Origin of the sequence: Bacillus sp. FDAARGOS_527, assembly GCF_003812125.1 — a bacterium.
GTDB classification, from domain to species: Bacteria; Bacillota; Bacilli; order Bacillales; family Bacillaceae_G; genus Bacillus_A; species Bacillus_A paranthracis.
Window position 1 is genome coordinate 3,030,872 of sequence record NZ_CP033795.1, and the last position, 21,194, is coordinate 3,052,065.

At 36.4% G+C, this 21,194-nt stretch carries 22 protein-coding genes and 2 pseudogenes; all 24 read right to left on the reverse strand.

Features of this window, described 5'->3' with window-relative positions:
• Nucleotides 1-139: 139 nt before the first annotated feature.
• Nucleotides 140-1,333 carry an IS110 family RNA-guided transposase gene (locus EGX95_RS18090; protein ID WP_000626436.1) on the reverse strand — a complete coding sequence of 398 codons (1,194 nt, stop codon included), beginning with the start codon at nucleotides 1,331-1,333 and terminating at the stop codon, nucleotides 140-142.
• 285 nt (nucleotides 1,334-1,618) lie between these two features.
• On the reverse strand, nucleotides 1,619-5,521 hold the full coding sequence (locus tag EGX95_RS18095) for a phage tail spike protein (RefSeq protein WP_123805693.1): 3,903 nt from the start codon (nucleotides 5,519-5,521) through the stop codon (nucleotides 1,619-1,621).
• Entirely contained in the window at nucleotides 5,518-7,008 is a 1,491-nt protein-coding gene (locus EGX95_RS18100) for a distal tail protein Dit (RefSeq protein ID WP_123805695.1), read from the reverse strand. The genes EGX95_RS18095 and EGX95_RS18100 overlap by 4 nt, the downstream gene beginning before the upstream one ends.
• Before the next feature lie 14 nt (nucleotides 7,009-7,022).
• Nucleotides 7,023-9,593, reverse strand: a pseudogene (locus EGX95_RS18105) (phage tail tape measure protein); the annotation flags it as partial.
• A 259-nt stretch (nucleotides 9,594-9,852) separates the two neighbouring features.
• Nucleotides 9,853-11,133 (reverse strand): annotated as a pseudogene (locus EGX95_RS18110) (phage tail tape measure protein); the annotation flags it as partial.
• 15 nt (nucleotides 11,134-11,148) lie between these two features.
• Nucleotides 11,149-11,325, reverse strand: a complete 177-nt coding sequence (locus tag EGX95_RS30460) for a hypothetical protein (protein ID WP_162837241.1) — start codon at nucleotides 11,323-11,325, stop codon at nucleotides 11,149-11,151.
• A gap of 29 nt (nucleotides 11,326-11,354) precedes the next feature.
• On the reverse strand, nucleotides 11,355-11,672 hold the full coding sequence (gene gpG, locus EGX95_RS18115; RefSeq protein ID WP_123805700.1) for a phage tail assembly chaperone G: 318 nt from the start codon (nucleotides 11,670-11,672) through the stop codon (nucleotides 11,355-11,357).
• Nucleotides 11,673-11,720: 48 nt separating this feature from the next.
• A complete protein-coding gene (locus EGX95_RS18120; protein ID WP_123805702.1) occupies nucleotides 11,721-12,326 on the reverse strand; it encodes a major tail protein in 606 nt (201 codons plus the stop codon).
• Entirely contained in the window at nucleotides 12,327-12,686 is a 360-nt protein-coding gene (locus tag EGX95_RS18125) for a tail completion protein gp17 (protein WP_048557638.1), read from the reverse strand.
• On the reverse strand, nucleotides 12,683-13,117 hold the full coding sequence (locus EGX95_RS18130) for an HK97-gp10 family putative phage morphogenesis protein (protein WP_123805703.1): 435 nt from the start codon (nucleotides 13,115-13,117) through the stop codon (nucleotides 12,683-12,685). Before EGX95_RS18130 ends, EGX95_RS18125 begins: the two co-directional genes overlap by 4 nt.
• Nucleotides 13,110-13,433, reverse strand: coding sequence for a phage head closure protein (locus EGX95_RS18135; RefSeq protein WP_123805705.1), 324 nt, complete (start codon nucleotides 13,431-13,433; stop codon nucleotides 13,110-13,112). Before EGX95_RS18135 ends, EGX95_RS18130 begins: the two co-directional genes overlap by 8 nt.
• Nucleotides 13,430-13,708: a head-tail connector protein gene (locus tag EGX95_RS18140; RefSeq protein ID WP_123805707.1), complete on the reverse strand. Its 279-nt coding sequence runs from the start codon at nucleotides 13,706-13,708 to the stop codon at nucleotides 13,430-13,432. Before EGX95_RS18140 ends, EGX95_RS18135 begins: the two co-directional genes overlap by 4 nt.
• Nucleotides 13,709-13,728: 20 nt before the next feature.
• Complete coding sequence (locus EGX95_RS18145; protein WP_123805708.1) at nucleotides 13,729-14,901, reverse strand: phage major capsid protein; 1,173 nt, start codon at nucleotides 14,899-14,901, stop codon at nucleotides 13,729-13,731.
• A 37-nt stretch (nucleotides 14,902-14,938) separates the two neighbouring features.
• Nucleotides 14,939-15,649 carry a head maturation protease, ClpP-related gene (locus tag EGX95_RS18150; RefSeq protein ID WP_123805710.1) on the reverse strand — a complete coding sequence of 237 codons (711 nt, stop codon included), beginning with the start codon at nucleotides 15,647-15,649 and terminating at the stop codon, nucleotides 14,939-14,941.
• Entirely contained in the window at nucleotides 15,636-16,889 is a 1,254-nt protein-coding gene (locus EGX95_RS18155; protein ID WP_123805713.1) for a phage portal protein, read from the reverse strand. The genes EGX95_RS18150 and EGX95_RS18155 overlap by 14 nt, the downstream gene beginning before the upstream one ends.
• 16 nt (nucleotides 16,890-16,905) lie before the next feature.
• Nucleotides 16,906-17,067, reverse strand: a complete 162-nt coding sequence (locus EGX95_RS30465; RefSeq protein ID WP_162837240.1) for a hypothetical protein — start codon at nucleotides 17,065-17,067, stop codon at nucleotides 16,906-16,908.
• A 10-nt stretch (nucleotides 17,068-17,077) separates the two neighbouring features.
• Nucleotides 17,078-18,772: a terminase large subunit gene (locus EGX95_RS18160; protein WP_016718569.1), complete on the reverse strand. Its 1,695-nt coding sequence runs from the start codon at nucleotides 18,770-18,772 to the stop codon at nucleotides 17,078-17,080.
• 1 nt (nucleotide 18,773) lies between these two features.
• Nucleotides 18,774-19,277, reverse strand: a complete 504-nt coding sequence (locus EGX95_RS18165; protein WP_000242929.1) for a phage terminase small subunit P27 family — start codon at nucleotides 19,275-19,277, stop codon at nucleotides 18,774-18,776.
• Nucleotides 19,278-19,406: 129 nt separating this feature from the next.
• Complete coding sequence (locus EGX95_RS18170) at nucleotides 19,407-19,784, reverse strand: HNH endonuclease (RefSeq protein ID WP_001139464.1); 378 nt, start codon at nucleotides 19,782-19,784, stop codon at nucleotides 19,407-19,409.
• A complete protein-coding gene (locus EGX95_RS30470) occupies nucleotides 19,774-20,124 on the reverse strand; it encodes a hypothetical protein (protein ID WP_192957644.1) in 351 nt (116 codons plus the stop codon). The genes EGX95_RS18170 and EGX95_RS30470 overlap by 11 nt, the downstream gene beginning before the upstream one ends.
• Nucleotides 20,121-20,375, reverse strand: a complete 255-nt coding sequence (locus tag EGX95_RS18180; RefSeq protein WP_123805715.1) for a hypothetical protein — start codon at nucleotides 20,373-20,375, stop codon at nucleotides 20,121-20,123. Before EGX95_RS18180 ends, EGX95_RS30470 begins: the two co-directional genes overlap by 4 nt.
• Before the next feature lie 19 nt (nucleotides 20,376-20,394).
• Nucleotides 20,395-20,586 carry a hypothetical protein gene (locus EGX95_RS18185; RefSeq protein ID WP_123805717.1) on the reverse strand — a complete coding sequence of 64 codons (192 nt, stop codon included), beginning with the start codon at nucleotides 20,584-20,586 and terminating at the stop codon, nucleotides 20,395-20,397.
• A gap of 132 nt (nucleotides 20,587-20,718) precedes the next feature.
• On the reverse strand, nucleotides 20,719-20,931 hold the full coding sequence (locus tag EGX95_RS18190) for a hypothetical protein (protein ID WP_123805719.1): 213 nt from the start codon (nucleotides 20,929-20,931) through the stop codon (nucleotides 20,719-20,721).
• Nucleotides 20,918-21,193, reverse strand: coding sequence for a hypothetical protein (locus EGX95_RS18195; protein WP_123805721.1), 276 nt, complete (start codon nucleotides 21,191-21,193; stop codon nucleotides 20,918-20,920). The genes EGX95_RS18190 and EGX95_RS18195 overlap by 14 nt, the downstream gene beginning before the upstream one ends.
• Between the last annotated feature and the right edge of the window lies 1 nt (nucleotide 21,194).

Here is a 21,194-nt window from a genome sequence, read left to right on the forward strand (position 1 = left end):
ACCTACTAATTATTTTCAAGATAAAAATTAATAAAAAATATATTTTTTTCACATGGATATCACCCCAACGCAAATAACCGTACGCAAGTACGGCTTTTTTACATTTTTATTTTTCAAGACACCAAGGTGCACGATTTATCTATAGTTGATAAACCTCCATTACCCGCGCGTAATATATACGCAGAAACTTATTCATTCCTGCAACCTTAGCTTTTTTTGAAGCTTTTCCTTCTAGTTCCTTTCGCAAAACATATTGATATACAGCGCTATCTCTAGTAGGTTTTACCGTCTTTAAACTTTGGACAATTTCATAGAGAACCTTCCTCAAATATTTTGATCCTCTTTTCGTTATCTTTCGTTCCCTTGCTTCAAATTGGCCAGATTGATAGGGAGATACATCAATTCCTGCATATGCTACTAATGCTTTTGATGAACGAAAACGTCTAATATCTCCTATTTCTGCTAGGAGTCTCGGACCTGTGCGATCTCCCACACCAGACATTTCTCTTACTACACCATATTCAGGAATAGACTCTGCTATTGTTTTCATCTGTGTTAAAATAGATGTGGTTATTTCGATTTGCTCTCGAAGTGACTTAATTAGCAGTCTCATCATCATTTCTGCACATTCTGATGAAGGGACTGTTTGTACACCTTTTAGGGTTAATTCATATATTTGTACGGCTTTTTTCTCTGCTATCCTATGTCCCTTTTTAGTAGCCCATTTTACAAATAGATTACTAAACCTCTTTTGCCCCAACCTTGAGACATGATCTATGGTTGGATACTTCTCTAATACATCTAATAAAGTTCCTTCCATGTTGTTATGATAAATCTTTTTTATACCTGGAAAGCATTTATCTATCAACTGAGTTAACTGATTTTTTATTTTCACTTTGATCGCCATACTTTTATGGTATTCCCTCGCATAAAATCGAAGTTCTTGGTATTTTAACCCTTCCTCTTTATGCTCTCTAAGTTGATAATGATTGCCTAATAAGTATTCTGCCAGTTTGATCGCGTCTTGTTTATCTGTCTTTACTTGACGAAGCTTCGCATCGTTATATTTTTTTATAACTAATGCATTTACGACATATACTTTAAATCCACTTTCGCATAAAAGCTGTAATACAGGCTCATGGTAATAACCAGTAGCTTCCATGATCACCCTTACTTCTTCATCTTCTTGATAAAAAGTTAAAAGTTCAATGAATGCACTTATCTCACTCATTGTATGATTCAACGTAACAACTTTTCTTAGTAATTTTCTTTCTTCATTCATTATGGCTACTACACTTTTTTCTTTTGCTACATCTATTCCTACTGAAATCACCTTTCCCCGCTCCCCTATCTTTTTTTGACTGATAGCCCTTCACTACACCATCTATTCATTTTCGCCTGTTACTCGAGTGTTTGAACTCCACCTACTTAATCGAATTCTTGATAGTGAGTGATAGTTGACAGTTTTTTATTCCGAATGTTTCAATTCTAAGACCAGCCCGTCAACCAGTCGCTCTCATCATATATGAAAAAAGTATGACAAGCTATTCTTCGAATAACTCCTCATACTTATATAGTACGAAAGACCAGCTTATGGCTGCTCTGGTTTCTTATCAATTTATTGTTGTAGTAATAATTCTTCTAATCGCGCTATCCGATTTTCTTGACTAGCTACTTGTAATTTTAGATTTCCTATTTCTACCTTCTGTTCCTGTACTGTTGTATCGACTTCCTGTAAATTTGATTTTAGATTTGCTATTTCTACCGCCTGTTCTTGTACTGTTGCATCAACTTCTTGTAACCCTTTCATTCCAATGGATGCGTATGAATACAAGTGAATCCCTTTACCACTTTCATCGATAAACGCTTCATCACATTCATCTACAATTGCTCCGTAGTATGTTTTAATATCTTCTGTTGTCAATGGTGGATCATTGGGACTTTTCTCTTCTCTCATCCGGTATAGCTCGTTTACAGCATTCTTATAATTAAATTGTCTAATTTTAAGACTTCTAATTTTTTCTAAGGCTGAAAAAGAAACATCACGAATATTAGATTTGTATTCCCGTAATGAAGGGGGTACAAAATTACCTTGAACAGATCCCCAGCCATTTTGAGTAACAGATGACTTTACTTGAATAATACCTGTATATCCAGCCACACGGCTATTACGTAATGTAATGTTTGGCAATCTTAAATCTGCGTCTGAACCGTTATCTTCAAGGACTAACGAAGTTTGATATAATCCAGGTTTTCCTCGTCTGAAATACCAATTTCCATTCCCTGTATAAAATGCTTGGTAATCATTAGCATTTAGAACGCTTATTCCGTTTCTTTGCAACTCCCAATACACAGACTTTTGAACTGCACCATCAACTATACCATCACTAATACCAATGCTCGCATAAGCCCCGGGCCATCCTGCACCTGCTTGAGACATAAACAAAGTGCCTTCTGGAGCATTAGTCCTTTCATCTGAACCTAAAATGAAAGTTGGTTGTACTGCACCATCTGATCTTCTGTAATGCCCCAAAAACGCTCTAGCAACTCCACTTTCATATAGGCGTATAAATTGGTCGTCTAAACTAACATAGTTATTGGTATTTGATGTTCGAATTTGGCAACCGCTTAGCAATCCCGCTTTAATCCACTCAGCATTAACTTTACCAACTAAATCTATTCGTGCAGCATTTAACTTAATGTTTTCTTTACTCATATTGAATGCTGCAATGACATCATTTTCTTTTACAGATATACTAACGCCCTTTTCAGTTAACTGAAGACGGGTTTCCATATCTCTTACATAAGATGATGTGGCAAATTGTCCATTTGCTTGCTCTTTTGTATATACCTCTGTCTTTTTAGCAGAAGCATTGATACCCTGTTCATTGATAAAAAAGCGATTATCAATCAAAGTCATCTTTTGATTAAATTGTTCAGTTGCTAGCTTGTTGGCTAATTCATCTAATAAATCTTGTTTATTCTGATTAACTGTTTGTTTCAACTCTGGAATCTTAAATCCAGCAACATAATCCTCTACTTGTTTAAGCTCAACTTTTGCTCCGATTGCTGTTGCCTGTTGTTCAAGTTTTGTATTTGCTTCAGTGAGCTTCTTCCCTTGATTTGATACTACATTGTTTAAATCACTTACTGTGGAAGATAATCCACTTGCTGTTTGTTCCACTGTAGACATACGCTTTTCAAATCCAACTTGGCTATTTTGAACATTTGTTACAGTGGTTTTTACGCCATCCACACTTTTTTCAATCTCGGTTGTTTTCTTGGTAAATTCATCTGTTGTTACTTGATTTTCAGGAGCTGGTGTCCAATCCTGAGGCTTATTCCCTTTATATAAAGCAACCCATTCTACAGTTGCCTTTGTAGTATTACTTGGGTAGTTATATAAACTTAACTTTCGTTCATTCCCGCTTGTAGTTGCAACAGCTTTAAAGGTTACATACGTTATTCCATTAGCATAAACACTTGTTGCATATCCAACGTTATTCGAACCACCATTCTGCCAAATCCCAAATTTCTGACCTTGTGGGACACTCCCCTTAATTACAAAGGTATATTCCTCACCTGCAAAGAAATTTTCAGTTAGAGAATATTGATTGATTAGATAATCTGTTTTTTCATACTTAATATTTGAATCTAATAAAAGATTACGTCCTCCAGCTTTATCGTTATTAACCTTTGTTTCTACACTTGTCAACTTTTCGGTGATTTTCCCTGCCTGTTCTTTAAGTTCAGTTGTTGTTTGCTTTAGTTCACCTGTTGTTTGTTGCACGTCAGAAATAGTCTTTTTTGTGCCTTCCACAGTTTGCTCTACTGTATTTAATTTACTGCTTATTTCAGTATCTTTTTTCGTTAACGTTTCGATAGAAGTTTTAAATCCACTAGAATCTTGTTCAAACTTAGTTACCTTCTTATCGATTTCACCTTGTTTATTTTCGATACTAGAAATTGTACGACTGACACCTTGTAAACCTTCCTGTACTTCGTTGAATTGTCCTGTTGCTTGATTCTGTGCTTCTTGAACCTTTTGATTTAATTCTGATTTTGTGGACTCAATATCTTTATTAACCTGCTCTAACGTTTCTTGTTTAATGGAATCTACATCGGGTACAACCGATTCCCAATCTTTACCTGTCCATATTTTTAAAATACCAGGCTTTCCGTTACTAATATCACGCCAAAGCGTTTTAAAAGGTTTAAGTCCTGTTGTTGGTGGATTCTTAGATTCTATAATTTCAACCGTATTGTTTTTAATATCCTCTTGTACTTTTTCAGCTAGTGTTTTTGCTGCTTCTGACTCCTTCTTTGCATTACTAGCTGTTTCATTAGCATCTTGAACCAATTTATCTAGCTGATCAATCATTTCTTGTTTATTGCCTAATGAACTGAGGATACGGTTATAAATCTTTCTTAATTCCTCATTTTGATTAACTATCTCACGATAATCCCCGAATTCATATTTATCCTGTGTTGGGTCTGTGAAAGATTCATCTCCAGCTATCACTCGTGCTTCAAGATATAATGCTGGTGTAAACCCTGTATCTTTAATTTTGATTGTGTCGCCTTCATTGATTAGTTCATGTTCTAGGCCGAAAATACGACCAATTGATTGTGCTTCCACTTCATAAGAGATTGAGGAATTGACACGCTTTTTCAATTCTATTTCCATAAGCGTCAGTAAACGTTTTGGAGTCATATCTAATTCTTCTGTTTCTGGTGTATAAAATCCAAATTTATGTTGTCCGTGTTCATTCCATCTTTGAAACGCATCTGCATCTACGATATAAGGTAGACCATTATTAATGCTTTCAATAGTGATTACCTTGTCGCCTTCACCTTTTACAAATCCAACTAAAGCAGTGCAAATATCACGTGTATGCTCAATACGCGTTACACCAATTAAATCTTTTCCTAATTCTATTTCTTTACCTGTGTCACGCCCACGCTTTTGAATCATGTCCACATACCAACCGATGATTTGTGATCCCTTAACTTCTACGCGATATTGAATTTCTAATTTAAACAGTGAAGCAATTTTCTTTAAAAAAGTAAGGGGATCCATAAACTCATCTATTGTCATTGTGTGGAATCCTGCATAATCTGTTTTACCGCGTTTCCACTTCATACCTATAAGAGCCATATCGATAAATTCATTTACTGTTTTACTCTCTATCCGTTGCGGTTTTATAACCCCTGATTTAGCAATTTGAATCCAAGCTCCTGAAGCGTATGTGGTAATAGATCGTTTATCGGAATTTTTTTCAGTCTCTGTAATAACATACGGTACGATTCTTCCATCGCGAACTTCTTTTAAAACAAGATTCTGTTGTTGTAATGTAACTGCATGATCTGTTCCATCAAAAGCAGTGAAATCCAACATGTCAACGTTATTTTTTAGTTCCCAATGCCGTTTGTCATCCCAATAGTCCTGTGGTTGGATAGCTGCGACGATTTGATCCGTTTTAAAATCCACAACATGCAAAATCCCGCTTGGTGTTCTCATCTATATCTCTCCCTATAACTGATTGTTGCATTTACATCAGGTGGCATTATATCGATACGATTTTCACCACGTATTATGATAGGAAAATTACTAAAGATTTCTTTTAAATTGATTGCATTTTTCCCGTTAATAGTGACAAGACTTTTCTCCGTATCGATAACAATTTTATCTCCAGTGTCAAAGATATATGGTTGTGCATTAGATGGGACTTTGTTTACTTTCCAAATCTTTAAATCATCGATTTGTATTACATCAACAGGTTGGTTATTATCCCACTTACATATCGCAATCATAACTTGTGCAATTTTTCGTTCTGTCATTGGATTTCCTACTTCATCAACCCACTGCACTGGAAGTGATGCATCATCGATTTCAGTACCATCTCTGAAACGCGCTACATAAACAGACCACTCTTTACCTCGTCTTGCTATACGTAACCTACCGTAAAATTGATTGAATGTATTAGGATGTGCTCCATTTGTATCTACTAATTTTCTTATACTGTTAGGTGTTCCGGAATTCCCAATACGCATGTATGCTTTTGTGATTTCAGCATCCCAATATAAATCGTTCATGTTGATTCGCGCGACAATATTACTTGTATCATCCAAAAGCAATACCTCGACACGCCCCATTTCTCCAATCCCTTTAGATTTCAAACGCACCCATGCTTCCATTTCAAAATCTTGAATAGGGCCGCCTGGAATGTTTTTCTTAGCAATCGCTCCGTGGAATCCTTTCTCTTGTCCATAATCTTCACAATATAATGCGTAACCATCTCTTGATTTAAAACTACCTGTACCCTTCATTTCTTCAACCTGTCCCGTAACAGGAGTCCAACCTACAGGAGTAGCCATTTCATCCCACATGACTCTTTCTCGTTCTTGTACCGTGGTTTGCTCCACAGTCAGAGGGTAGCCTATTCTGAAATAATCACGATTACGCGGATACTCTCCAAACCATACATCTAAAAAGGTACTTGGTTTTTTTACCGTCATTTCAATTAATGCTGGAGCTTCTACATTTCCTTTATTAGTAAAATAAGAAGTTGTTTCTGTAGACCACTCTTGCGTAAATTTGTGAGTATTTGTTTTCCCTAATTTATACGGCATTGGACAAACAAAAGTAATAACACCTCTGCCTCTATTGACTATTTCTTCCAAATCGACAGAACCATCAATTAATGCTAAATAAGTCCTGTCTAACTCATCATCAAAAATAAGTTCAGCGGGTTGCTCTGTATATAACCAATCCGCTAAATCTTCTTTTAACTTTTGTAAATCCGCCATATCTTTTTTCGCTTTAATAACAAGAGGAACATCAATACGACGTTCCTCGGTTTCTGTATTAAGTAAAAGAGCCCCTGCGCGATGAGGGACTCTTACTAATCTTCTTTTTACTGGAGCCCATGAAGGACGTTTTCTTCCAACTAGCATTTGAATATAATCTTTTCTAATATTATTAAAAGTAAAACTAAGTTTCCCCAACGTGCTCACCACCTTTAAAATTCCGCTCTTCTTTTTTGTTCACGATCTTGAAGCTTTGTAGTATAGGTGTAACTTCCGTTTGCAAGCTCTTTTCCATCTAAAACATTGGTCATGTTTACAGTTAAATTCAGTTCCTGTTCTCCACCCGTTCTATTTGGGAATATTGTTTTTGCTACAGGTGAATTATTATAAGCTAATTGCGGTTGCGCATATCCGTTGAAATCGCTAAATGTATTACGTGGGATACTGTATTGATTCGTTTGGAATCCGAAATCAAAAACAGATGGCATATTCCCCATTTGTTTCTTAACGGTTCCGACTACATTTTTTGCTGCATCAACTACAAAACGTTTACCTTTATCCATCCCAACGCCAACGCCCTCAGGAACTGCACTACCCAAAGGAATCATAACCTTACTTGGGCTATTTATTTCAAGCGCTCCGGAAATAGTCTTTTTAATATCGTTTGCAATTCCAGCAGCCTTACTAAATAGACCTCCTGAAGCATCGTCTATTCCTTTTCCAAGACCTTCTATAATTGACTTACCGATGGAACGTAGATTTATAGTGCTGAAAAATTTTTCAACTGTGTTCCACTTGTCTTCAATATCGTTCTTGATCTCCCGCATTTTATCAGTAACAGCTTTTTTCTGCTCTTCAAATTTTCTTGAAACTGTATTTTTTATCTCCTCTACTTTGTTGCTTGCAGAGGTTTTCATATCTTCATATTTGTTGGTAACATCTGACCACATTTCTTTCATTTTTCGAATAACATCGTCTTTCATAGCTTGATATTTCGATTTTACTTGGCCAGTTTCCCAATCTACCTGATTTGCATGTTCACCAGCTTGTGCTTTTGCTTCACTCACAATTTCTTTATGTTTATCTCGAGCTGTAGAAACTGTACTATCATACTGACGTTTTGCCTCTGCAATGATTGCGTTCGCTTCATCAGCAGTGATTGTTTTATTTTCATCACGTTGGCGAATCGCCTCTGCAATTTTTTCATCACGGGTCTTTTTCGCATCTTCAATAACTTTATCTCTTGCTTTAGCGCTATTCTCTACAACTTCCGCTGCCTGCCTAGCTGAAATCTCACTAGCCTGCACACGCATATTTTCAAGAATAACCTTTTGCTCCATTTGATTTTTAGACATATGCTCAACAGCAACTCTGTCCATTTCATCTTGTAATGCTTGTAACGAGATGCGTTCGGATGTTGTTAATTCTCTATTTTCTCTAGCTGCTGTTTGTAGAATTTCTTTAATTTTATTTTCTTTCTCTTGCGTTTTTAGCTTCTCTTGTTCATAGTGCTGATTTAACTGTTCGATTCGTTTGTTTTCTTCTTCAGCGGTTAATACATACGAATCAGCAAAGAACTTTTTAAGCCCTTCAATTTCTTTTTGCTGCCTTACGTTGGTTTTTTCAATGATTGTATTAGCTAATTTGTCATATTGACCAATCAACTTCTGCGACTGTTCTTCTGTTATTACTTCATGATTCAATCTAATTTCAGTTAACTTTTGTCTAATACCATCGGACAGCTTAAAATACTCACCAAGAACCTTCTTTGTTGAGGAGCTTATTTTTCCTTCTGTATTTGTAGCAAAGCGATCTACTGAAGCGATACTGTCTTCAGTTGCTTTTTGATATGCTTTATATGCAACTACTCCAGTTCCAATAAGAGCCGCTGCTACTAGACCAATTGGTCCTGTTAAAACCGCAAGCGCACTTCCTAAGAATCCAACTGCTCCAGCAGCAATTCCAGCAATCCCACCAACTGATGCTAATGCAAGAGATAAAGAACCAATTCCTGAAGCAATCATTCCAAACGCTGCTAAAACAACACCTATCGCTGTAGCCACAGCTGTTAAAGCAAGGACAATACCACCTGTAATTGCTATTGCCTTTTGTACTGGTCCAGGTAAAGAGTTAAATCCATCAACAAGCTTTTGTAAGCCAGCAACAAAAACACTAACTACAGGAGCAAGTGCATCACCAATTGTCTTTTTCATTGTAGAAAATGCTGAATCTAATAAAACAATTCTTCCTTGAAGCGTATCAATCTTTGTTTTCGCAACATCTGCTGCCGTAACTTTAGACATCGCATCCCACATCTCATTAACACCTTTAGCTCCTTCTTTAAATAGGATAGTCGCACCACGTACGGCATCTGAACCGAATAACGTTTCTAAAGCCATACTTCGTTGTTGGTCTGTTAAATCTTTCATCGATTCATGAAGCGTCCCTGAAATATTTTCTAGACTTTGAATATGACCCTGTTGATCGTAGAATTTTGATGATAAGAAAGCTGAACTTGTTGCTAATTCACGAAATGTTGTATCGCATTTATCATTCCATTTTGTTACCCCTTCTGTTTTCATTACATATTTTTCTAAAGCTACTTCTATATCCCCTACATTTCTGGACGCTGGTTGAATACCGTTTTTTACTAAGAAATCAAATCCAGCTTGTGCATTATAAGTGATAAGACCCAAATCTCGCATTTTGTTATATGCTTCTTTGGTAGATGGATTCAGTCTCATTAACATTGTTTTTAACGATGTACCTGCATCTGAACCTTTTACATTCGTTATATATGAGCTCTTTATCTCATATTCTCCAATTTTCACTGGAGTATCGGACTATATCATCATCCTCGTCTTCTACGTTAGGATGGGACGCGCTCGTGGAGGTTTCAACGGTTCTCGCTTACTCCCTCTAGTCTCTACACCTTCTGAATATTCCTATCCAGCTTGGCTCGGTATTGGCATAGCTTCACCTTAGCTTCTACCGAATTCACGTCCTTTACGCTGCGAATTTCTCCACAGTGGGGCTATATGTTAACCCATTCTGCGCAAATACAGCTAGAGTGGTAGCTGTGTCTTTAAAAGTCATCCCAGCTCCTGCTGCTACTGCTGATGATGCCGCTAAACCATATTTCAGCTCACGTACATCTGTTGCTGATGCGTTTGCTGCACCTGATAATATATTGGCTGCATCTGCTACTGAAAGATGATCAGCTTTAAAAGCATTTAAGGCTGTGGATGCAATTTCAGCCGCCTCGCCTAATTCTAGCTCTCCTGCTGTAGCCAAGTTAAGGGCACCTTCTAAACCACCATTTATAATATCTGTTAAACTAACTCCAGCTTTTATTAATTCCTCTATACCTTGTCCCGCTTGAACACTGGAATATTTTGTTGTTTCCCCCATATTAACAGCTAGTTCACTTAACTTTTTCATTTCTTCACCAGTAGAACCAGATACCGCTTTAATGTTAGCCATCTGTTGTTCGAAGTTCATTGATTCAGTAACCGCTGCTTTTAAACCACGTCCTATAGCGTATGTCATTCCACCAAACACCATACCAATTTGCATTCCTGCATTTTGTAAATGATTCCCCAGTGTTTCCATACGGTTTCCGAAATTAAGAAGACGATTACCTTGTTGTTCTAGTTCATGATTCGACTGACGTAATTCAGTTTCAAATCGATTAAGTTCAGCGGTAGCCCGATGAATTTGTTCTGCGTAACGTTGTGCTGATTGACTCGCTTCTCCTTCTTCGGTTTTTGCGCGATTGTAAGCTGACTGAAGTTCCCTCATTTTCTCCTTTTGCTTATCTACCATACGGGATAGGACATCTATTTTCGCTCGCGTCTGTTCAGTTGCATTGGTATATCCATGCATTCCTGTTGTAACCGCTTGGAATTCAGCTTGTAAAGATTTCAATGAATTATTTAATTTATCCAGTGCCGTTTGTTGCGCTTGACGATTCACTTGTTTTAGCTCATTCTCGAATCTATTTAAATCAGCAACTGCTTTATTAACTTGCGAAGCATATCGTTGAGTTGCTGCATCATTTTCGCCTAATTTAGCCTTATTTTGATCATAGGCTTGTCGTAATGCTTTAACTTTCTCTTTTTGCGCATCGATGAGCCTACTGAGTGTGTTCATTTTTGCTTGTGTTTGTTGACTAGCGTTAGCAAAACCACCCATTCCTGTACTAACAGATTTCAGCTCATTCTGTAATGTCCTTACTGCACGTCCCGAGTTAGCTATGCCTTGACGGAAATTCACATTATCAAGGGAAAGCCTTACTACTAAATTATTCATTTCATTTGCCAATGTCTCACCCCCTTGCTAGATAATGTTTTCTGCGGGAACTTCAATTTCATTTGAACTTTGACTTCCACCATTTGAGTTACCTTGTTCACGATACTTTTGATTCAATCTTAAATAATGCCAAATATCCATTTCATTATCGATATGATGATGTTTATATCCCTGACGTAATAAAGAGAGGTAAAGCTCGTCCATAAATTCATTGAACGTCAGCCCTCCTCCCTCTACGCGTTTGGGTTTTCTGCTTCTCCAGATACAGGATTGCCACCAGCCGCTTCCACAGTTTCGTTTATAATTGCATTGATTACATCTGAAGTTGTAGATAAGAATTTGCGAGCATCCACACCATCCCAATACTGATCTAATGTAAATTGACCATCATACACTTTAACCACGAATTGAACCATTTTATCCATATCTTCTGGACCAGGATCGTTTGGGATTTCAGCAAGCTCAGGCGCCTGACGGATAAGGCGAGCTGGAATAAATTCCGGCATATTAAAAGTTTGTTTTTCTTTATTAATCATTAATGTTAGTTTCATAGTTATTCCTCCTTATTTAATAAAAAAAGAGAGAGCTTTTGCTCCCCCTTACTTTCCTGGTGGTTGTGCCACAGGCTTCTCATATACCTTTTTAAACCAATTATCTCCAACAGCTTTTGTAAATGTAGGCTCATCTTCATCCGCTGTAAACTTCGATCTATTATCAAAATCACGTTCAATGAAAGAACCTTTAAGTTTCGTAGTTTGGAAGTTAGGTTTATCCTTTTTAGTTTCAGCTTCTTCCTCTTCTTGTGAAAGCTTCCCTTTTAACAACCAAACATATCGATATTTCCCATTTGCCTTCAAAAAGCGCCAACCGATTGCTACATACGGTTTTTCGCCCTCACGCTTTTCATCTAATACACCGTCTGTAACTTCCGGATACCCTTCAATATCAGCTTTTGTGGATAATGGAAGACCTCGAACCTCAATTTCAACTTCAACTTCACCATCAGACTCAGCAATTTCTGACTTCTTATTATCACTCCACATAATTTCAGAAGACACCTTTTTAGAAGTTTTAACTTTTACAGCACCTTCTAACTTCTTAACAGTTGCATAATCCACTCCAGTCGCATCGTCTTTCAACGATTTCGCATAAACAAGACTATCTACACCGACAGTCGAACTAATTTTAATAACTTCTCCAGCCATCTATAACTCCACTCCTTTCGCGAATCGCATCGCGTAATGAAAAATTTGTGTATCATCTTCATATAAATCAGCAACCGCATAACGACAGAAACCAATACTTTTCATAATTTCATTCACTTTTTGATGGATTGCCGTTGTACTGCCTTTTGACCAAATATCAATTTGGAATGTAATTTCACTTTCACTTTCTTCATTATCTGCAAATCTATCTGGCCTATTGTCTAATTCAAAGAATGTAATCCGCGGAAATTCTTCAGCATTTTTGGCTTTACGATAATAAACGCGTTTTCCACCTAATAAAGAAACAAGCTCCTGATTATTTTCAAGAGCTTGCAAAATTTCAGGGCGTAAATTTATCATAAATTTAACCTCATTTCATTCTTCAAAATGTCTGTCATAGCGCGAATTGCTGCTTCTTTTGAAGAATTAAAGCCCGGTTCTATAAATGGTTGTGCTGGCATTTTAGATGTTCCCCATTCTATGAACTTTCCATAGAAATATGGAGAACGATCTGCTTTATCTATCCCAATCTTGATAGTTTTTACGCCGCCTTCCATTTTTGCTTTTGTAACTCGTATATTATCAGCTAAATGTTGACCTGTACGCCACGGTTCGCTTTTTGTTGCCTTTTTAGGACTATCACTTCTTGGTGCTATTTCTGAAATAGCTTTTCGAATAGGTTCTCCACCTGCTGCAAGAGCTTTATCTTCAATTTCCTCTCCTCGTAACCCCATTTGATTTAATTCAGTAACTAAACGTTCAAATCCTAACAAATCTACCCCATCAGCCATTCATTCCACCACGCTTCCACATGATCGACAACGTGTGTTTTTCAGTTGGAATAACTGAAATAATATCGTAAATTACATTCTTATACTTGATTTTCATGTCAGCATTCACATCTGAGCGAAATCGGATTTCTGTTTCACCCTGCACTTCACTGTTAGCTGCGGCTGCTTCAAAGTATTTTCTTCCCTTTAAAAAAATAAAAGAGCCCCATACAGTAAAAGAATCCTTATATCTTTCTATTGGATCACCGTCTGGGCTCTTTGCATCCTCGTCTATTACTTGGAATGTAAGACGTTTATCTAATTTACCTGGATTCATGTGGAATCACCTACACTATATTGCAACTGAATTAATATTGACTGTAAGCTAAATGATAGTTTGCCAGTCTTTCCAACTGGCTCACGATTTTCATACCAATGAGCAATTAAAATACGAGCTGCCAATTTAGCAAGCTCGTCATTCAAATTCACATCTTTACTTGTTGAGTTTTTAATATATTGTTCAGCTGCTGTTATTAAGGATGTAATGAGCATGTCCTCCTCATTCCCATCCACACGAAGATACTCTTTAGCCTCCCCTAATTTCAGTACCAAGAAGGACACCTCCTACTCTATTAAGCTCCTGTTTTAGGTGCAACCGTAATTTGTCCATATACAACTGCTTCTGTATCCCACGGAGTAACATCTTCGCGCTCAATTGCTCGGAACTCAGAAGTATTTGTTCTCCAAGCGTTTCCACCCTCTGTAGTCATATCGATAGATAATTGTTTTCTATCCCAAAGAATAATAGCTTCTTTTAAATTACCAACAATGAAAGGTGCTTTCCCATCTTTATCTGTAGCAATTGTCTTGTTTGATAAAGTAATAACTGGTTTTCCTGACAATAAACTACGTGTTGGATTTGTTGGGTCTGGTTGAAGAAGTGGACGACCATTTTTATCTTCTAATTGATCTAAGTAATTGAATCCATCTTGATTAGTGAAAATATTAGCTCCAGCTGCAAATGCTGGGTCTAATGTAACATTTAACGCTGTTTTAATGCCTTTATAATCCTTAAAATCAACCTTTGTCAATTTGTTGAGTTCTTGTAAAATTAGATAGTTACGAGTTGCAATAGATTTCTTAGCGATCCATTGGCGTAAATATTCTTCTAAAGCTTGATCTGTATCATCTAATAAATCATTTGGTACTGGTAAAAATCCTGCGTAATCTTCAATAGCATAAGATAAACGATCAAATTCAGGAGAAGCAATTTCTTGCATCGCATTCGGCTTACCATACTCAGATAATGGCGCAAATGGTGTTGATGCCGCACGCTTTTCTAATGTACGAGCCCCTTTATTTGTTGAAACAGGTTGTACATTTACATATTGTTCTAAGTTATCAACTGTTTGTTTTAACTGATTAATAGTTGTAGTAATATCTTCTGGAACAATATAACCGCCATCTTTACCTGTGTTCTCAGATAAAGCTGCTTTATATTCCTGCATAACACTTGCTTCTTCATGAGTCAAATTTTGACCGCGAATAGCTTTCATAAATACTTCTTTATAGGACTTATCTTCATTTTTAACTGATGCTGGAGGTAATACTCCTGCTTGTGAATTTACAGGGTCAGGAACTTGAATTTGCTTCATCGCTAGATAGTTATCCAATTCATTTTTTGCATTTCTTGCTTCTTCAATTTTTGCCTTTGCATCTTCATATTTGCCGCTATTGTTGAAATCTTCTGCTTTCGCTTTTAAGTCAGCAACTTTTTGACGTAATTCTTGTTCATGTTTATCCATTCGGTATTTCCTCCTTATATTGGCACAAAAAATAGACCTATAGTTCTAACAGGTCTAGTGCATTTTGGATTTTTAATTGTTCATTATTGTCCTTCTTTGGAATAGAAGGAGCTTTTGCTACAATCTTATTTGGTGTTTTTTGATATTTATCAAAGTAATCACTGCTGCATGCTGCAACATCTTTCGCTTCCACAACTTCAATATTGAAATATTTTTCAGCTTCTTCACCACTTAACCAGGTCTCAGCATCTACTAATTGTTGAATTTCTTCAATTTCAACGCCTTCTTTTAAGTTCTCTTTGTATACATTCATGATTCCTGATTCGATGTTATCAAGGTCCTCTGCTGCTTTTCGGAAATCAATTGCATTTCCGGATACATATGTCCAAGGCTTATGAATCATTAAGAATGCATTAGAAGGAACAACAACACGATCACCAGCTAGGGCGATTACAGAAGCAATAGAAGCTGCAACACCATCCACATAAACAGTTTTTTGTGCTTTATTGCGCTTTAACATGTTATAAATGGCTAAACCAGCAAATACAGAACCACCACCACTATTTACATAGATATTAAGGTTACTTTTATCATCCAATTGCCCTAAGATATTTTTCACATCATCAGGCATAATGTCAGAATCATCCCATTTCCAACCTGTATTATTTATGATGTCACCATAAATAAATAAGTCTGCTGATGATTCCGTTTGATTTTTAATAGTAAATACGTCTTTAATCGTCCTCACCTCCCTTCTGTAGTGCCCCTCCATTTGCTTTCGCTAATTGATATTCATCCGCAATTTCAATAGATACATGATTTAAATCAACACGATGTTTATCACCGTATTCCCCAATCCCATCCATATCTTCCAGTTCTAGCACTTTATTGATTGAGAAAGCACCAGCATCTAACATAATTTTGTAGAATTCTGCTCTTGATTTAGAATCAGCACGTAATAAACTTGTTAGATTAAACTTTAAGTAATATCGTTTTTGCTCATTAAATGAAAATGCTTTATAAGAAAACTCTTCCTCGTATTGAATAAGAATTGGACTCAATGTATTTTGAATAAAATCCAGCGCTTGTTGCTCAATATTGGAGAAAGTAGCACGATCTAACTCATTAATCATGTGCAAAGGAATATTAAAGATGTTCGCAATCTCACCTTTATCAAATTTCATACCTTCAATAAATTGAGCATCTTTCAAAGGCATTCCAACCTTTTCAAATTCTAGTCCAGCATCTAAAATTGCAATCCTTTGAGCATTATTTAATCCTGTATTTGCCTCTTCCCATGCATCACGAAGTACATCTTTCGCCTCTTTGCCAAGTGCTTGTTGCGTTTTTAATATCCCACTATGCGCTGCACCGTTTGTAAAGAACTTACCTTTAAACTTTTGTGCCGCCTGTGAGCTACCTATTGATTCTCTTGCAATTTGGATAGGTGGTTTCCCCTTTAAACCATCAGTAGACAATGTAGTAAGATGAATAATGTCATCATCAGGTATTTTTACAGGTGTACCGTCTGGCAAACTAGTAAAGTACCATAATTTATTTGTCTTCAGGTCCACATTGGGGGTTGTAACAGCCGGATTCAATACCCACAGTTCTTTCGGTCTTCCATCCACACCCCAATGGATATTGATATAAGCATTTCCCCATGTATTGCGATGTGTTTCGATTAGATGTTTAAATTTAAATGGGCTTTGGTAAGGATTTGGGCGTCTTTCCAAAACAAACGACACTTGATGTGCCTTATCCCGTTCTCTTCCCTTCGCTGTCTTTTTAAACGTTTGAAAAGGAAGCATCGCAACACTATTTGCAAGGATATTAATGCATCGATAAACCGTGGGAACACCTAAAGAAGACTCAACCGTTACCTTTTCACCACTTGCGGCTTGATATCCAAATAAACTTTTAAACCAAGGTGAAGGATTTTTTAAATCTGTCGTGTCCTGATTCCTAAATAAATGCCGAAAAATCAAAAGTTTCACCTCCTTTCTATCTTCTTATCATCACCACCCCCAGCATTGTGAGAATAATACCTAACAGATACCAGCCATAAATCGGATTAACAAAAAAAGTCGTCCCTACAATAATGGACAACCCTGAAATCAATAGAATATCTTCTAAAATACTCATAAAAAATAGCAAAAAGCGCATGTAATTCCTCCTAGAATGAGAAATCTTGACTTAAAATATAGGAATTTAAGTCCATCTCACCAGAATTAAGCATACAGCGAACATGTGAGTTAATTACAGCCGCTATCGGGTCAATTCTTTCTGTTGCTTTTGACTTGTCCAACATAATGTTTTCGTTAGCATCCTGTTTTGTTATAGCATTACTAACAGCCCAATTTAATACTGGATTGTTATTATGAATGACTTTTTTCTGATAAACTTGTTCACGAAAATCCTTTGTAGGACCTGATAAAGTCGCCATTCCCTGACGTATTTCCACCACTGTATATCCTTCTGCTTCCATATCTTGCATGAATTGCGTTGCATTCCAAGGGTCAGCGCATATTTCTTTTATTTTGAATTTGTTCTCTTTTTCCATGGTCTTAATATGTTTTTTTATATATTCATAATCAACTACTGCACCAGGTGTTGTTGTAATCCACCCTTGCTGTATCCAAAGATCATACGGAACTTTATCCGTCTTTCTTTTCTCATGCAAAGTATCTTCCGGCATAAAACTATGACTAATTACGATATACGTATCATCCTTTTTAAATTCAAAATCTACACTTGTTAAGTCAATTTTTGCTGATAAATCGACACCTACTGTGCATTCTAACCCTTTTAATTCGGACAACTCCACAGTTTCTTTGCAATCTTTCCATTTTTGCATATCCATGTAGCCATTTTCTTTCATATCCACCCATCTATTCATGTTTTTCGTGAGATAATTACGCATTTTCTCAGGTACATCAAGGGCTGACTGAAGTTCTCCTTTTAAAAAAGTACGCCCTTCTTCATAACTACATAGGATTGGATTTGCTTTCTCCCACACTTCTGCATTCGTAATCTCATCATCTTTATCTAATTCATTAACCATGACAAAGTATTCTTCGTTTTCAATATCAATATTAGGGTCCAAAATCTTAGAAACATATTGATACTCCACACGATAGCATGGATGACTCAAATTGAAACCAGCTGTCGTTATAATCATCATAAGTGGATTCGGACGAGCACCTGAACCTGACACCAGAACGTCATAAATTTCAGAAGTAGGATGTGCATGATATTCATCAATAATTCCGCACTGAACATTCAGTCCATCACCTGATTTTCCAGCATCTTTTGATAACGCTGAAATAAAAGAATCGGTTTTAAGATGTTCAATTTTCCCATATGCAATATTGAACTTTCCTTTTAAATCTTCACACCCATTCATTTGTGCTTTAATTTCATTCCAAACAATTTTACTTTGTTCCGTTTTCGTGGCTCCAATGTATACCTCTGACATATTTTCACCAAATGCCATTGCTTCATAAGAGCCTACACAGGCTAAAGATTGAGACTTTGCATTTTTACGTCCAACTTGCCAATATGCCTTTTTAAATCGCCTTAATCCCGTATTACGATGAACCCATCCATAAATATTGCTAAATACAAAAATTTGTATTGAATGTGGTTCAATTCTCTGACCTGCTAATTTTCCTTTTGTATGCTTAAAAAGAGACATCCACTTTAGGAAACGAAGTGCTTTTTCTTCCTTAAAAACATATGGAAAATCTTCAGAACCTTCACGTTCAATATCTCTTAAAAATCGTTTACAAGCCTGTTTATGCTTCTGACAAGCAACAACTTCATCATTCAGTACATCATCACAGTAGTCCAACATCCATTGTCTGATCATGTTATACGTCAAACTCCTTTTCTACATTTGTTTTCGGACCTTGTTTTATATTTGGAATGACAATTTTCGCTCTTGCACTTGGTGTAAGACCAAACTCAACAGCCAAAGCCTTCATTTGTTCATGTAATTGCTTCTTCTTTGTAAGTAGTGGATGTGGAACTTTATTTGTTTCAGCTGCCTTATTGGTATATTCAACAAGAAGTCCTTCTTCTCGTATAATTTTGGTGCATTCAACATAGTCGGAGTAAGCATCGCAATACGTTGCTAATGCATTCACATCTATGTTTGTAATAACATCTAGCTCTAGTAACTCACCAGCAATCCGTCTAAATTCTTTCTTAGCAACTGAATCTAACCACGTTGGCGGCTTTACCTTGTCCTTTTTTGCTTGTAACTGTTTTTCGGCTTTTAATCGCTGCTCAATTTCATCTTTTGTCAATCGATTTGTGTTACCTTCTAATAAATGCAAATGAATCGGCTTCGCTTTCCTTCCTATGAGAACCACCTCCCTCAGCTGAACCCCCTTTTATAGAATAAAACGAACTTTTTACACGGAAAGCTAGGCGGCGGTCTCCAGGGATTCGCCTTTTGCTTTTTCATGGTGGGGGGTTGTTTGTGAATTTTTTCTTTCCAATCATTTTCTGTTTTTCTTCTCGTCTTCTTTTGTTTTCCTGTTATGGCAAGCATGACAGAGTGTTTGTAAGTTAGTTGGTTCTAATCGTTTTGACCAATCTACTCGAATAGGTATGATGTGATCGACTACATCACCTATCTTAATGATGTCATTGCTTCTACATTGAACACATAAGCCATGATCTCTACGATAAATAAGCTCACGCATATCCTTCCACAATCTTGAGTTATAGAATGAACGTGAGCTTTTGTTTCGTATGTGTTTGTCATAGTATCTTGTGTTCTCTTGTACTTTATCTTGGTGCTTACTACAATACTTATCCCGTGTTAGTTCATTGCAACCTAACGACTTGCACGGTTTGAATGGTTTACTTGGCATGTGTACCACCTGACGCTTTAGGTATTGTTATACCATTGCATTTAGAACAACGTTTAACAGCACCTGTGACTATATCTATTGTTGATTTATAACCGCAATTAAAACATTCACACTTCATTTGGTTTCTATTCTTCCATTTATAAAACAACTTCGCTACATTAAACCCAACAAGAATAATCCAGAAAGGAGCGAGACAAATAGCAAATACAATAGAAATAATAAATGTACTTACTATATATACACCATCATGTTTCTTTCGTTGTCCAACGTCCCTCGCAACTGGATACATTGTAATGGAACTATAAAGTAAACCAATAATAAGATAGGCTAATATCATCATTTACTTCCCTCCATTCTCTCCCTCAACCGTTTCATCTCATCCTCGATAGCAAGATTCTTTTTATTAATCCGTTCATAATACTTTGCTATATCTAATTGATGCTTACGAATCTTATCGTTCACATATGCAGCAACATGTTCATGGCCACAATGAGGACAGATAAAGTAACACTTCTCAATACGATTGGGAAGTTGTACTACTTGTGGTTGCATGTCGTAATCTTTATCACAGTTTGAACAATAGACTTGCATTCTCGTTCACCTCATCAAATCATTGAATATTATTTAATGAATTAATTAATATCTCTCGTGTTAATTCGAATGACTGTTCTTCATTAAAACCAGCTTCTTTAAATTGTGTGAAGGCAGCAAACATCATTTTGGAAGCCAAACCGAAATCTATCATCGTCTTATTTACGTGATCATTTTGCATATCGTTTACCATTTTTTGAAATGAATCCATCTATCTTCACTCCTTAAGAAAGAATATTCCGATTATATATTTACAAATAAATACAAATTGCTATAATGAAATTAACATTGCCACTCGGAAAAGTAATTCGCCCCCATGCGAGTTACTTTTCCTTTTTTATGGCTATTGTTTTAAAAATTCATCTATTGTCTTACCGAGTAAACTAACCATTGCTTCTCTCTTTTGCTTTGGTGTTGTGTTATCTTCCAACTCATTAAAGATAGGAAGCACACTTTCTAATTTCTGTTTATCGATACGCTCATTTACAAGATCTGTTCCTAACATTGAAATGAATGTACCAATTACAACCGCTTGTTCTTGTTTAGTTAGTTTCATTTATCTCATTTCCTTTAATTACACGACCTTGAATTGAATCAGCTGTATGTCCAACTATAGATTCCGTAAATACTTTTTTATCTAATACAATGCTAACCTTTATATCTTTTAGTTCGCCCTTATTAGTAAACCTACTCATAACCTTTTCTAACTTCTCGAATGCAGTCACACATTCATTAGCAGCTTCCGTTACTTCCTTCATTTGTTTTAATGCTTCAGTTGTATCAACATCGATATTAATTTTTAATTTGTTATTAGCCATC